The sequence below is a fragment of the Embleya australiensis genome, from assembly GCF_051903075.1.
In the GTDB taxonomy this organism is placed as follows: Bacteria; Actinomycetota; Actinomycetes; order Streptomycetales; family Streptomycetaceae; genus Embleya.
The window spans coordinates 3,060,610-3,074,816 of record NZ_CP182423.1 but is presented as its reverse complement, the minus strand read 5'-3'; the positions used below and the strand labels follow the sequence as shown (position 1 = coordinate 3,074,816).

The window sequence follows — 14,207 nt, the reverse complement described above, 5'->3', positions numbered from 1 at the left end:
GCCCCGCCGCGCCCACCCGTTGACGCCCGGCGGGAGCCGCGTGACGATGGGTCCGGCCGCAGGCGGGTGGCGGCCTCGGCGGACGTGGATCCGGCATGGTGAGGACGACGCGTGGCGCACACCGACCGTACGCGACACGAACTGACCGCGCTGGCCCGGGATCGGCTCGCCTCGGGCGGCGTCGTCCTGCACGGCCCGGTCGGGATCGGCAAGTCCCACGTGCTGCGCGCATTGCTCGCCGGTGACCGGGGCGCACCGCTGCTGCGGACCGAACCGGCCGCGGCGGAGCGGGAGTTGGCCTTCTCCACGCTCGCCGATCTGCTCGATCCGGTCACCGACGAGGTGCTGCGCGCACTGCCCGCGCCGCAATGCTCGGCGCTGCGGGTGGTGTTGTGCCGCGAGCCGGCCGAACCGGGCGGACCGGATCCGCTGGCGCTGCGTCTGGGTACGCTCGCGGTATTGCGCGCGTTGTCGGCGTCCACTCCGGCGATGGTGGCGATCGACGGTGCGCAGTGGGTGGATCCGGCCAGCGCCGAAGTGCTGACGTTCGTCGCGCGGCGCCTGGATCCCGCGCGGGTGCGCGTGGTCGTCGCCGAGACCACGGATCCGCCGGCCGGGCCGATCCACGGCGGCCGGTTCTGTCCCGGCGACGTGCTCGAACTCGAACTCCCGCCGCTGGGCTTGGCGGAAACCCGCGATCTCCTCGACCGAACGGACCGCACGGATCGGACGGATCGGACGGATCGGACGGATCGAATCGACCGGATCGATCGGATCGACCGAACTGCCGGTTCCATCGGGGCTCTCGGGGCCATCGGCGCTCTCGAAGCCGGTGGGCCCTTCGGCGTCCTCGGCGCCGTCCCGACCCCGCCCGGCCCCGACGATCCGACGGACGAACGCCCCCTGCCGCACTGGCTCAGCCGGCAGGTGCATCGGGCCGGCGCCGGCAATCCGATGTACGCCCTCGAACTCGCCCGCGCGCTGCGCCGGTTGCACCGGTTCCCGACCCGCGACCAACCGTTGCCCGTGCCCGATCGGCTGCGCCGCCTGCTCACCGCCCGCCTGGAGGGTTGGTCGACCGATGCCCGCTGGTTGTTGCTGCTCGCCGGGGCCGCCGCCCGTCCCACCGTCGCGACGTTGCGGGCGGCGGCCGGTTTCGTGCACGCCGCGCACGACGCGCCGATCCACACGGCGGACCCGCGCGGCGACGATCCGGTCCGGCGCACCGTCGCCGACGCGACCGCGGCCGGCGTCCTCCACGTGGGCGAGGACGGTGATCGACTGCGGTTCGTGCACCCGCTGTTCGCCGCCGCGCTGTACGACGGCGGCACCGCGGAGGAGCGCCGCGCCGCGCATGCCGCGCTCGCCGAGGTGTGCGGCGAGCCGATCGAACGGGCCCGCCATCTGGCCCTGGCCCTGCCCGGCCCGGACGAACGGGTGGCCGGCACGCTGATGGCCGCCGCCGAACAGGCCCGCCGCCGGGGCATGCCCGACGAGGCCGCCGCGCTGGCCCGCCTCGCCGTGGCGCGCACGCCGGACGAACACGCCGACCGCAGATGCGAACGCAGCCTCGACGGCGCCGGGCACGCCTACGCCGCCACCGACTACGAGCTGTGTCGCGAACTGGCCGGTCACGTCTTCGCCCTCGGCCCCACCCCCGCGCAGCGTGTCCGGGCCTGCATCCTGATCATCAACGCGGCCAACCAGGCGCTGCACGACCTGGACGAGGTGTTCGCGGAGGCGTTCGCCCAGGTCGGCGACGACACGTGCGGGCGGGCCCGGTTGCACTATCTGCGCGCGTGCAAGGCGCACATCAGCGACGGCGACTCGGCGATCGCCTGGACCGAGGCGGCGCGCGCCGCGACGCTCGCCCGGCGCGGCGGCGACCGCTCCACCGAGCAGGTCGCGCTCGCGCTCCAGGCGTTCGTGGGCACCCTCCAGGGCCGGCCGAACGCGCGCGAACCGCTGACCCGGGCGCTGGCCCGGCCGCAGGACGCCGGACCGACCGGCAGCCACAACGGCCCTCGCGGGGTAAAGGCACGATTGGACTTCTTCGCCGACCGGCTCGTCGACGCCGCGACCGAACTCGACCGCATGTTGCGCCGGGCGAAGGAGTCCGACGACGCGGAGGAGAAGGTGTTCCTGCTCTGTGCCAAGGTCGACGTGGACGTCCGGGCGGGGCGGTGCGCCCAGGCGTTGTCGGCCGGGCACGAGGCGTTGCGGGTGGCTCGCGAGATCGGCGCACAGCTCGGTCCGGCCTACTATGCGGCGGCGGTGGCCGAGGCCGCCGGGGGCGATCCGGCCCGGGGCGCGGAACTGGCCCGCGAGGGCATACGCGTGGGTCGGTCCGAGCAGGATCAGGTGTATCTGCCGTTGGCGCTGTGCATCCTGGGGCAGATCCAATATCGGCTGCGCGATCCGGTCGCGGCGGTGGGCTGTCTGAGTCGGGCCCGCACGATCGCCGGGCGGCGCGGCATCGTGGATCCGGCGGCGATCCCGTGGGGCGTGGATCTGGCCGAGGCGCTGGTGGCGGTGGGCGATCACGATCAGGCGCGGGCGGTGGTGGCGGAGGTCGGGGAGGCCGCGCAACGGTTGGGCCGTGACGGGGTATTCGCGTCGTTGTCCCGGGCCGACGCCCTGGTCCGGGGCGAGTCCGGTGACCTGGCCGGCGCGGCCGAGTGCCTGCGGGCGACCGCCGAGCGGCATCGCGAACTGGGCCTGCCGATGGAGCACGGCCGCGACCTGTTGGCGCTCGGCGTCGTGGAGTTGCGCCGCCGGCATCCGGCCGCCGCACTGGCCGCGTGGCGCGGCGCGGAGCTGGCGTTCGTCCGCACGGCGGCGCGTCCCTGGCTCGATCGGGTCCGCACCGAGTTGGAGCGGGTCACCGTCGCGGACGACCCGGCCGCGGGTCGTACGGCCGCCGAGGCACGCTCACGGGCGTTGACACCGGCGGAGCACCGGGTCGCGGAGATGGTCGGCGACGGCGCGACCAACCGCGAGATCGCCACCCGCCTGTTCCTGTCCGCCAAGACGGTCGAATCCACGCTGACCCGGGTGTACCGCAAGCTCGGGATCCGCTCGCGCGCCGAGCTGATCCGGCTCTCCCTGGGCGCGAACGGTCGGTCCCACCAGGCGGAATAGCCGCGCTTCGCGGTCGGTCGCGGCACCGAGGGGGGCTCGGGGGAACCCCCTGCTTTGCGTCCGGGGGGTTCCGGAGCGGGCCGTGAAGGATCAGCGTTGCCCATGTTCCCCCGCACGACCGGCGAGGGACTTCCTCCGCGTCCCGGACGACTCATCGCGCATGTCGTCCGGGATGTCCGGCACCGCGTGTCCCGTTCCGTCCGCGGTGCTCCCTCGCCGGTCGCGTCCCCCTCGATCTCCGTCCGGTGCCCCCTCGCCGGACGAGAAGGAGACACGATGATTCTGCGGAATCACGGTACGGTTCGCGGCGCCGCGAACCCGCCGGCCACGCCGTCGCGGCGCTGGAAGTCGGTCTGTGCCGGAGTGGCCGCCGCGCTGTGTCTGGCCGTTCCGTTGGCCGGCAACGCGTCGGCGGCGCCGGCCAAGCCGTCCGTCGCCGCGCCCCTGAAAGTCGCCCCAGGCGGTGCGCACGCCGCCTACGGAGCACGGCAGTTGGCCCTCACCGAGCTGACCCAGGTGCAGAACCAGTGGTGCTGGGCGGCCACCGGACTGTCCGTGGCCAGGTATCTCGGCCGCGGTACGAACACCAGTCAGAACACCTTCTGTGACTACGCCCGCGGCCTGCCCACCAACTACCAGTGCCCGAACCAGCCCGGTGAGCTGAGCGACGTGCAGCGGGCCTGGTCCCGCCTCGGCATGCGGCCGGGGCAGGTCACCGGGACGCTGGACCTCGACACGGTGGCGTCCTCGATCGACGCCAACTCGCCGATTGTGGTGGGTATCTACTGGACCGCGGGCGGCGGGCACGCGAACGTCCTGTACGGCTACGACTCGGACAACGGAACGCTGATGTACTCCGACCCGTGGCCGTCCAGTCAGCGCTACGGCGAGATGGATTACAACTCGTACGTCAGCAACTACGAGTTCCAGTGGGCCGAGTCGCTGTACGGAGAGGCGTGAGTGTGATGACCGACATCTTTCGTTCCCGGCCCGACCACTCCCGCGCGCCCGTCCGGCGCGTCGGGGTGTTGGCCACCGTCGGTATCGGTGCGTTGCTGTTCCTCGCACCGACCGCGTCGGCCGCCGGTGACGCCGCCCTGACCGGTGGCGACTCGCCGACGACCGCCGACCGGAACGCGGCGCAGCAGGCTCTGGTCTCGCCCGAGACCACGAACCGGCTGGCGACCTTCTTCGTCCACCTCGACCAGCGTGCGACCGCGCAAAGCGGCGCGGTGGTCCAGTCGAAGGTCGCCCCAGAGGCCGCGGCGGCGCAGGCCCCGCAGCTCGTGGGCGCCGCGGTTCCGGTGTACTCGCTCAACGCGGACTTCGTCCGCGGCGGCAACTCGTCGGCTCCGGTGGCCAATTTCGCCTATCTCGCCACCGAGGCCCGCTCGGCCGCCGGGGTCGAGGCGACCGTATGGACGGTGCGCGACCGCGCCTCGGGCGCGTGGCGGGTCACCAACGTGCTGTCGGGTGCCGACGAGGTCGGCTATGCCCGCCAGGCGGGCGGCGACACGGTGTTCACCGAGCCGCAGATCGCGGCCTGGTATCGGGTACACGCGGGTCGTGTCCTGCCGCTGAACCCGGCCGCGCAGCAGTCGGTCGGCCCGAGCGGCGCCACCCTGGCCGACTATCGCACGCTCGTGCACGACCGGTACGCCGACAAGTTGCCCGGTTCGACGTACCGACGCGACGGCAAATTGGGCGGCTTCGCGGCCACGCCGAGCACGCATCACGGTGGATCCTCGGCGGCCGACATCGCGCTGCCGGCGAGCGCCGCCGGCGTGCTGGTCCTGGGCGCCGGAACCCTGGTGATTCGCCGCCGTCGGTCGGCAACGGCCTGATCCTGCACGTCGGTTCACGCTCCGCGCGGCCGTCTCCCGACCGCCGCGGACCCCAATCCCACCGCCCCGCGGGCCGAAGTCGCGGGGCGGTGGCCGTTTCGCCCCGAGTGGGCGATCGGGTGGGCCGATGGGTCAGCGCGCGCCGACGGGTTCCGTCGGGGCGGCCGGAATGGCCGCGATCACGTCCCGGTTGGCAACGAATGCGAGCAACTCGGCGCTGTTCAGGGCCGATCCGTTCTGGATCGTGCCGAACTTGTCGCGGTTGCTCGACGAGACGTGGTAGGTCGAGCCGGCGGGCGTGATCAAGGAGACCGAGACGCGGGTCTCCCTCCCCGAGCGCAGTTTCTCGGTGATCGCCTTCGAGCCGTCCGGCAGGACGCTGCGCTCACACTCGGAGTAGTCGTGTTGGGTCATCCGGCCCGTCTTGTTGTCGAATTGCGGACCGAGTTGGCACCGGTTGTCCGGCTCGGCACCCGGTATGGCGGGCTCGCCGCCGTTGAGGTCGATCGTGGTGACGGTGCCGTCCTGGCGGGTCAGTCGGAAGAACAGCGTCTGGTCGCCCTCGTCCTGGTCCTCGGCCTTGACCACACCCGCGGGCAGGTGCGCGCGCAGGGCCGCGAGGACCCTGTCGTGGATGGGGCCGGGGTTCAGCAGGAATTCGTCGCCGGACACGGTGGGCGGCGGCGCGATGGCGGATTGCGGTGGCTGCGGTACCGCTTGGCCGGGGGCGGCGGCCGGGCCACCCGTGGTGGGTTCGTCGTCCCCCGTCAACGCCAGTGCGCCGACGGCGGTACCGGCGAGCAGGGCACCCGCGGCGAGGCCCGCCACGCCGACACCGAGCCGACGGCGGCGTCGACGGCGGACACCGCCGGCTCGGACTCCGGGCAGGACGTCGGGAATCGGCGGCTCGGCATCGGCCGCCGGCAGCATCTCCCGCAGCAGTCCGGGCATCTCGTCTTCGAGAGGCATCGTGCGCTCCTTGGTTTGTGTTGTCGTGCCGGGCTTGTCGTCGTCGGGCTTGTCGCCTTCGGGCGGGTTGTCGTCGTGCGGGTTGTCGTCGTGCGGGTTGTGCGATCGTTCGCCGTCACGTGCGGCTTGATCGCTACGCGGTTTCGCCGTCGCGTGCGGCTGGGTCGCCGCGCGGGTTCGCCGCCGTGCGCGGCCTGGTTGCCCCGCGCGGTTGTGTCCCGATCGATCACGCGAGCGCGATGTCCGTCACCGACTCGCCGAGGATCGCGCGCAGTTGGTCCAGTCCGCGGCTCGCGGCCGACCGTACGGCCGACGAACTGCGGCCGAGGATCGCCGCGGTCTCCTCGATGCTCTGGTCCTCCCAGTACCGCAGGACCAGCACGGCCCGATAGCCGGGCGACACCTTCCCCAGCGCCGCCAACAGCGCCAACCTGCGGGCACTGTCCTCCGGGACCGCCGATCCGTCGGGGACGGTCGCGGCCGGGAACTCGCGGCTGCCGCGCAGGCGTTTGCCGTCCACGAACCCCCGCACCATCACCCGTCGGGTATAGGCGTCCACCGCTCCCGGATCACGCATCCTGTGCCACGACGCGAACACCTTCTCCAACGCGTTCTGGACCAGGTCCTCCGCCTGGTGCCAGTCGCCGCACAGGAGATACGCCGTCCGGCGCAGCGCCTGGTAACGCGCCGCGACGAACTCGTCGAACATGCGCTCTCGTTCCTGCCTCATCCCCGGTCCAGCCTCATCCCGGCCCCTGCTTCCCGTGCGACCGATGTTCACGGCGGCCGTCTGCGCGCCGGTGTCGGGAGATAGACGGGTCGACGGCCCGGGAATGTTGCGTCACGATCGCGGGCGGAGAGGACAACCGGCCCGGTCACGGAACGTCGGGCCCTGCCAGTGCGAGGTTTGCACTGTCTGGGGTGGGTGTGGCGGTCGATGATCAGTGGGTCCGAGGCGATCGTGGGCGGTGTGGAGGGGATCCACGATCGCGCGGCGAAGGCGCGTGCCCCCATCCGTGCTCCCCGGATGGGGTCGCGCCGCCTCGGTCGAGGTGCCTCGGCCCGGCCGTGTCACCGAGGGTGTGTCACTACTCTGTCACTGCTCGCCGTCGAGCAGGGCCAGCGCCGCCGCGGAGACCGCGTCCGCCGGGGCGTACGCGATCACCACCTTGTCCGGGTCGTCGGACGGGTGCAGGGATTCGTAGGTCAGGTCGAGCGCGCCGACGAGCGGATGCCGGATGCGACAGGTCCCGTGGGCCAGGTCGAATTTCGCCTGGGCCGACCACAGCCGGACGAAGTCGGGGCTGATCGCCGCGAGTTCGCGCAGGTGTGCGGCCAGGTCCGGGTCCCGGGGCCGCTTGCCGACCTCGGTCCGCAGATAGGCGACGGTCTCCCCCGCCTTGCGCTCCCAGTCCGCGTACAGGGTTTTGGTGCGCGGGTCGCCGAACATCAGGCCGCCGATCGAGCGCCGCTCGGGCGGGACTTCGCCGAAGTCGAGGAACACCCGGGTGGCCGCGCGGTTCCAGGCCACGATGACGCCGTTGCGGCCGACCACGTACGCGGGCGGACCCCACGCGTCGAGCAGTACGCGCAACCCCGGGCGTACCGCCGCCCGTTCACGCGCGGTCTCAGCACCGGGCCGGGCCAGGTTGCGCAGGTACTGTCGTTCGCCCCGGGTCAGGCGCAGCGCCTCGGCAACGGCGTCCAGGACCGAGTCCGAGACGCGCGAGGCCTGGCCGCGCTCGAGGCGTATGTAGTGGTCGACGCTGACCGCGGCAAGCGAGGCCACCTCCTCGCGGCGCAGACCGACCACCCGTCGGGGACCGTCGTCGGACAGTCCCACATCGCGCGGCGACAACCGGGCGCGCCGGGACACGAGGAATTCGCGCAACGCGGTACTTGGGTCCACGCCGGCCAGTATCCCCATCCAAACGAGTACTTGGGAAGCGTCTCGGCCGTCTCCTCGCGGCGCCGCCGGGTTCGGGGAGGCGAGTCGCCGGGTCAGCCGCCGTTGACCGTGACGCGCGGGACGGCGCCCGCGCCGAGTTGCCAGCGGTCCAGGATCGCCCGGTATTCCCCGGTTTGCAGCAGGCGCTCCAGTGCCTGCCGCACCGCGTCCCGCAGCAGGGTGTCGGACTTGCGCAGGGCGATGCCGTACGGCAGAGGGTCGATCTGCTCACCCCCGACCTCGAGCGCGCCGCCCGAGGTCCGAGCGCCGTTCACCGCCACCGGGAGGTCGAACACGCCCACGTCCGCGCCGCCTTGGGCGATCTGCCGCGTGGCGGCCTCGATGCCGTCGTACTTGGTCGGACTCGACGTACCGGGCCCACAGCGGGTGGTTGCGCGGGTGACGATGTCCTCCTGGATCGCGCCGCGTTGCACCGCCACCTTCGCGCCGCACAGGTCGGCCGGGGTGCGAATGCCCCGGGGGTTGCCCTTCGGGACCAGGAACACGCTGCCGGCGGTGAAGTAGTCGACGAAGTCGACCGTGTTCGACCGCTCCTTGGTGTCGAACATCGACGACACGACCAGGTCGATCCGACCCGAAGTCAGCGACGGGATCAGGGCGTCGAATCGGGTGTTCTCCAACCGCGGCTGCACACCCAGCAGTTGCCCGATCGCACCGATCAGATCGGCGGACATGCCGATGACGCTCCGGCCGTCGGTGTCCAGATACTCGTTGGGTGGGTAGGCGGCGTCCACACCGATGACGAGGGGCCGTCCGGACCGGTACGGCTCGGGGAGGAGGTGGGCCAACGGGGCGGGGGCGGGCGATTGTGCGCCGGCGCCGGTGCCGTTCGGCGCCGAGGCGGATGCGGTCGGGGGCGGGGGTGAACCGGTGCCGGACGGCGCCGGGTTCGCGGTCTTGCCCGCGCCGCCGGCGCCCTTGCCGTCGTCGCGGGTGAACAGATACGTACCGCCGCCGGCGAGTGCGGCGGCCACGACGGAACCGCCGATCAGGAGGCGGCGGCGCGCGATGCCGGGGCTCGACGGGGCCGGCGGGATGGGCCCGGGGACGTACGCGGGCTTGACGGGTGGCGGCGGGGGAATCATCGGCGGCTCCGACGGGCGGGCCGGGGGTTGGTCGGGCCGGGACGACGGGGTGGCTACCGGGCCGACGGTGGTGGTTGCCGACGGTGCGTCGGCCGGGAGGTCGGGGCGGTGCGGTGGTCGAAGGTCGGTCGACGGCGCGTCGGTTGGCGCCGCGTCGGTCGGCGGGGTGTCCGTCGGGCCCGGCGCACCCGTCGCGCCCGGTACCACCGGCGCCGCCCCACCGCTCGCCGCCGCCGTGGCGGAACGGCTCCGGACCAGCGCGGAGTGTGCCGGCGGCAGCCAGTCCGCACCCATCCGGCGGGCCGTGGTGCCCAGCATCTCGAGGATCTGCGCCGGGATGGGCCGCTCGGCCGGATCCCGACGCAGACACGCGGCCACCACCGGCCTCAATTCCTCGGGGACGGCGTCCAGATCGGGGTCCTGGTACACCACCCGGAACATCAGCTGCGCCGCGTCGCCGAACCCGAACGGGGAGCGTCCGGTCGTCGCGTGCGCGACCACGAGGCCGACCGCGAACACGTCGCTCGCCGGCCCGACCTCGTCGCCCCTGGCCTGCTCGGGCGACAGGAACCCGGGGGTGCCGACCAGGTGTCCCGTCCGGGTCGGCCCGTTCGCCTCCCGCACCATCCGGGCGATGCCGAAGTCGATCACCCGGGGGCCGTCGGAGGCCAACAGCACGTTGGAGGGCTTGAGATCGCGGTGCACCAGCCCCACGGCGTGAATCGCGGCCAGCGATTCGGCCAGGCCGGCGGCGAGCAGTCGCGCGCTCGACGCGGGCAGCGGGCCGTGCGCGGCTATCGTCTCGGTCAGCGAGGGGCCGGCGATGTACTCGGTCGCCAACCACGGCGCCTCGGCGTCTGCGTCCGCGTCGACGAACGCGGCGGTCCAGAAGCCGCCGATGCGGCGCATCGCGGCGATCTCCGAGGCGAACCGGCGGCGATAGTGCGGATCCTCGGCCAGGTCGCCCAGGACCACCTTGATCGCGACGAGCCGCCCGCCGGGCGAACGGCCCAGGTACACCTGCCCCATGCCCCCGGCGCCCAGCCGGCCGAGCACCGCGAAGGACCCGATCCGGGAGGGGTCCCCGACGCCGATCGATTCCACGCCGTACCCCCGTCGTCGAGCTGCCGATCCGTTCGAGGGCTCACCGTACGCGATGGGTCGTCTCCCCCGGCCGGGGGAGGCGTTTCCCCCGTTCCGGGGATCCGGCGACATGGGAGTCCGGGCTTTCCTGGGGACATGACAAACGCAAGGCTTGATCAAGGCCGGGCGCCGCGCGACCCGGGCGGCGTGCAGTGGGCCCCGGGTGGGGCGCGGCGGGCCCTGGGCGGCGGCACGATGCTGCGGGGCCGGCGCAGGCTCGCGGCGTTGGCGGTGGGCGCGGCGGTGTTGGTGCTGTCGGGGTCCGGCACGGCGGTGGCGGCCCCGGTGCAGGTCGCGGCCGGCGGCGCGGCGGCGGAGAGCAGCGGGGTCGACATCCGGGACCGGATCGCCGCGATACCGGGCATGCGGGTGGTAGCCGAGAAGCCCGCCGCGCCGGGCATCCGCTACTTCGAGCTGACCTATCGCCAGCCCGACGACCACCGACACCCCGAGCGGGGATCCTTCGAGCAACGCCTGAGTCTGCAACACCGCTCGACCGAGCGGCCGATGGTCCTGTACACCAGCGGCTACGACCTGGGCGCCGGAGCAAGCTTTCGCTCCGAGCCGGCGACCCTGCTGGACGGCAACCAGATCTATACCGAACAGCGCTACTTCGGCACCTCCCGGCCCGTCGACGCCACCGACCCCACCGATCCCGCCGACATGTCCGACCTGAACATCCGCCAGGCGGCCGACGATCACCATCGGCTGATCCAGGCACTGAAGTCGATCTATCGGGGCTCCTGGATATCCACGGGCGGCAGCAAGGGCGGCATGGCCACCGTCTACCACCGGCGGTTCCACCCCGACGACGTCGACGGCAGCGTGGTCTACTCCGCGCCGAACAACGTCGACGACCGCGACGACAGCGCGTACGACACGTTCCTGGCCCGGGTCGGCACGCCCGAGTGCCGGGCCGCGCTGCAATCGGTGCAGCGCGAGGCGCTCCTGCGGCGCGACGAGATGACGACCCGCTACGCGCAGTGGGCGGCGGCGAACGCGCAGACCTTCGAGACGCTCGGCAGCGTCGACCGGGCGTTCGAACTCGCGGTGCTCCGCCTGCCGATGATGTTCTGGATGTACGCGGGCGAGCCGAAGTGCGCCGGGATACCCGCGCCGGGTGCGTCCGCCGACGAGCTTTACGCATGGGTCGACGGCGTCACCCGGCTTGCGGTCTACGCCGACGAGAGCGTCGCGTTCTTCCGGCCGTACTTCCACCAACTCGGCACCCAGCTGGGCTACATGCAGCTCGCCACGCCCCATCTGGACGGCCTTCTGCGCTACCCCGGCATCCAGGAGGTGCGCAACTACCTGCCGGCGGGCACCGCGCTGCGCTTCGACTCCGGCGCGATGCCCGACATCGACCGCTGGGTCCGCCACCGCAGCGATCGCATCCTGTTCGTCTACGGCGAGAACGACCCGGTACGCGCCGAGCCGTTCCGACCGGGACCGGGCAGCCGGGACACCCGGGTCCTGATCGCGCCGCACACGGGCCACGGCGCGCGCCTGAGCACCCTCACCCCGGACGACGCCGCGCAGGCGACCACCACGCTGCGCCGATGGGCCGGGGCCTGAGCCGGACCGGGGTGCGAGTCGGCCCTGGCCAGGCCCCCGCGGGTGCCCGGGCGAGGGTCAGGCGCGGTCGCGGTGCGGGAGCTTCCAGCCCGGGCGCGGGAAGTGGCAGGTGTACCCGTTCGGGTAGCGCTCCAGGTAGTCCTGGTGCTCGGGCTCGGCCTGCCAGAAGTCGCCCAGCGGCTCCAGCTCGGTGACCACCTTGCCCGGCCACAGGCCGCTGGCCTCGACGTCCGCGATCGTCTCCAGCGCCGTCGCCTGCTGCTGCTCGTCGGCGTAGAAGATCGCCGAGCGGTAGCTGCGGCCGATGTCGTTGCCCTGACGATCGCGGGTCGTCGGGTCGTGGATCTGGAAGAAGAACTCCAGGATGTCGCGATAGCTCGTCACCGAGGGATCGAACAGGATCTCGATCGCCTCGGCATGGTCACCGTGGTTGCGGTAGGTGGCGTTCGGGACGTCCCCGCCCGAGTAGCCCACGCGGGTGGCCGTCACCCCGGGCTGCTTGCGGACCAGGTCCTGCATCCCCCAGAAGCAACCTCCGGCCAGAACCGCCTTCTCCACTCCAGCACTCATCTCGCAACTCCTGACCGACGCCGGTAATCACTCCTTCAATCGTATCGATCCCTACCCGAATGGCGGCGGGTGCGACGGATGCGGTGAACGTGGGCCGGGCCACACGGGGTCAGCCGCCGATGCGATCGAAGCCTTCGTCGACGCCCGGGAGGCCGGCGGGCCCCGGGAGGCCCTGCGTCCCGGGCATCCCCGGTGATCCGGGCACACCCGGGCCGCCCGCCACCGGGGGTGCCTGCACGGTCGCCGAGACCGGGTCCGGCTCGTCGGCGCAGACCGTGCCGCGTGGCGGGAGGGTCAGGTCCGTCAGATAGCGGACGGTCGCCGCCTGCGCACACGTGCTGCGACCGAAGGCGGTGTGCCCCTCGGCACGGAACGTGAGCAGCCGCGCATTGTCCAGGCGCTCCGACAGCGCGACCGCATCCTGATACGGGGTGTCGGGGTCACCCGTCGTCCCGAGCACGAGGATGGGCGCGGAGCCCCACGCCCGATACGAGCCCCGGTGCCGGCTGACCCGTTCGCCGCTCCACTGGGCACACGCCGGCGCGTGGTTGTGGTCGTAGGTGGGCGGCCCGAACCCGATCGGCGGGCCGAGCAGCGGCGCGTCGCGCACATTGGCCCGCACGTTCCGCTCCAGCCGGCCCGGGTCGCGCGGGTAGGCCCGGTCGATGCACTCGACCACGACGTTCGCGGTGAGGAAGTCGAAGCTCGCCGCCGACGGCGGTCGCAGCAGGAAGGCGGTACCGTCCCGCAACTCCGCCTGCCGCAGGGCCGCGCCGAACGCGGGCCACACCGCCTTGCCCCCGTTGATGTTGAACATCAGCCGGTAGGCGAGCGTGTACCCGTTCGCCGCCACGCCCGACGGGGTGGGCACCGGGTGTGCGTCCAACTCCCGCATCAGGCGCTCGAACGCGCCGCGCGCGTCCCCTTGGCCGAACCCGCAGCGCACCGGCTCGGCGCTGCACCAGTCGAGGAAGCGCCCCATCGCCGCGTCCAGCGCGAGGTATTGCGGCCGGTCGTACTCGTACGGGCGCTCCGCGTAGTGGACCGGATCGTAGGCGCCGTCCAGCGCCATGGCCCGCACCCGGCCGGGATACCGATCGGCGTAGACGGTGCCGATGTAGGACCCGAACGAGCGTCCGTAGAAGGACAATCGCCGCTCCCCCAGCGCCCGGCGCAGCAGGTCCAGGTCGCGCGCCACGTAGTCGGTGCCCATGAACGGCAGTACGTCGCCGGCCTTTGCCGCGCAGGCCGCGTCGAAGTCCCGCGCCGTCGACACCGCCCGATCGAACCCGTCGGGACCGGGCCGACCCGGCGATTGTGCGACCTCGCGCGAGTAGGTGGCGTCGTCCCAGCACTCGTACGGCGCGCTGCGCCCGATGCCGCGCGCGTCGAAGCCGAACACATCGAAACGTTCCCGCAATTCGGCCGGCAGGGAGGCGTAGTTTCCGCGCACGAAGTCCACCCCGGAGTTGCCCGGCCCACCGGGTTGGAGCACCAACGTCCCCAGCCGCCGCGTCGGGTCCGCGGCCCGGTGGCGAATCACCGCGAGGGTGAGACGACGCCCATCCGGTTCCCGATAGTCCAAGGGGACGGAGGCGTTGGCACATTCGAAGCCGGCGTCCTCGACGCAGGGACTCCAGGCCAGGGTCGGGGCCGCCGTCGCCTCCCCCGGTTCCGGTTCCGCTTTCGCGTTCGCCGAGGCGTCGACCACGCCGCCCCCGACCATCGCGAGGGCGACGGCCGCAACGGCGGCGGTTCGCCGGTACAGCGCCCGCCACCTCGCGCGCGCCGAACGGCGGGTCGGCTCGTGTACCGATTCGTGGGCCGGATCGAACACACGGCGGTGGCGTGTCATGCTCGTCGATTCCCTTCGCCGGACGGATTCGCACTCGTGTTCTCCCCCGGGGCATC

Annotated in this window: 10 protein-coding genes; 4 read left to right on the top strand and 6 right to left on the bottom strand. The window is 72.8% G+C overall.

Annotation, left to right across the window (positions count from 1 at the left end; all coding sequences use genetic code 11):
• Positions 1-111 precede the first annotated feature (111 nt).
• From ACMXN5_RS43605 to ACMXN5_RS43595, 3 genes are all read left to right on the top strand, one after another.
• Complete coding sequence (locus tag ACMXN5_RS43605; RefSeq protein WP_439680403.1) at positions 112-3,141, top strand: helix-turn-helix transcriptional regulator; 3,030 nt, start codon at positions 112-114, stop codon at positions 3,139-3,141.
• Between the two features lie 276 nt (positions 3,142-3,417).
• A complete protein-coding gene (locus ACMXN5_RS43600; protein WP_439680402.1) occupies positions 3,418-4,101 on the top strand; it encodes a papain-like cysteine protease family protein in 684 nt (227 codons plus the stop codon).
• A complete protein-coding gene (locus tag ACMXN5_RS43595) occupies positions 4,098-4,985 on the top strand; it encodes a hypothetical protein (protein ID WP_439680401.1) in 888 nt (295 codons plus the stop codon). Before ACMXN5_RS43600 ends, ACMXN5_RS43595 begins: the two co-directional genes overlap by 4 nt.
• Before the next feature lie 132 nt (positions 4,986-5,117).
• On the opposite strand, the gene ACMXN5_RS43590 is transcribed toward ACMXN5_RS43595, so the two are convergent.
• The 4 genes from ACMXN5_RS43590 to ACMXN5_RS43575 all read right to left on the bottom strand — a co-directional run bounded on the left by ACMXN5_RS43590 (position 5,118) and on the right by ACMXN5_RS43575 (position 10,112).
• The gene (locus ACMXN5_RS43590; protein WP_439680400.1) at positions 5,118-5,954 is read right to left on the bottom strand and encodes a hypothetical protein; all 837 of its coding nucleotides are present in this window, start codon (positions 5,952-5,954) and stop codon (positions 5,118-5,120) included.
• 226 nt (positions 5,955-6,180) lie between these two features.
• Positions 6,181-6,684 (bottom strand): SigE family RNA polymerase sigma factor, encoded by a 504-nt coding sequence (locus ACMXN5_RS43585; protein WP_439680399.1) that lies wholly within the window; start codon positions 6,682-6,684, stop codon positions 6,181-6,183.
• A 366-nt stretch (positions 6,685-7,050) separates the two neighbouring features.
• The gene (locus tag ACMXN5_RS43580) at positions 7,051-7,863 is read right to left on the bottom strand and encodes a helix-turn-helix transcriptional regulator (protein ID WP_439680398.1); all 813 of its coding nucleotides are present in this window, start codon (positions 7,861-7,863) and stop codon (positions 7,051-7,053) included.
• 92 nt (positions 7,864-7,955) lie between these two features.
• Entirely contained in the window at positions 7,956-10,112 is a 2,157-nt protein-coding gene (locus ACMXN5_RS43575) for a protein kinase domain-containing protein (RefSeq protein WP_439680397.1), read from the bottom strand.
• Between the two features lie 135 nt (positions 10,113-10,247).
• On the opposite strand from ACMXN5_RS43575, the gene ACMXN5_RS43570 reads away from it, so the two are divergent.
• Positions 10,248-11,726, top strand: coding sequence for a S28 family serine protease (locus ACMXN5_RS43570; RefSeq protein WP_439680396.1), 1,479 nt, complete (start codon positions 10,248-10,250; stop codon positions 11,724-11,726).
• A gap of 57 nt (positions 11,727-11,783) precedes the next feature.
• Here ACMXN5_RS43570 and msrA read toward each other — a convergent pair whose 3' ends face one another.
• Positions 11,784-12,296: a peptide-methionine (S)-S-oxide reductase MsrA gene (gene msrA, locus ACMXN5_RS43565; RefSeq protein ID WP_395792466.1), complete on the bottom strand. Its 513-nt coding sequence runs from the start codon at positions 12,294-12,296 to the stop codon at positions 11,784-11,786.
• A 109-nt stretch (positions 12,297-12,405) separates the two neighbouring features.
• Positions 12,406-14,151, bottom strand: coding sequence for an alpha/beta hydrolase (locus ACMXN5_RS43560; RefSeq protein ID WP_439680395.1), 1,746 nt, complete (start codon positions 14,149-14,151; stop codon positions 12,406-12,408).
• Between the last annotated feature and the right edge of the window lie 56 nt (positions 14,152-14,207).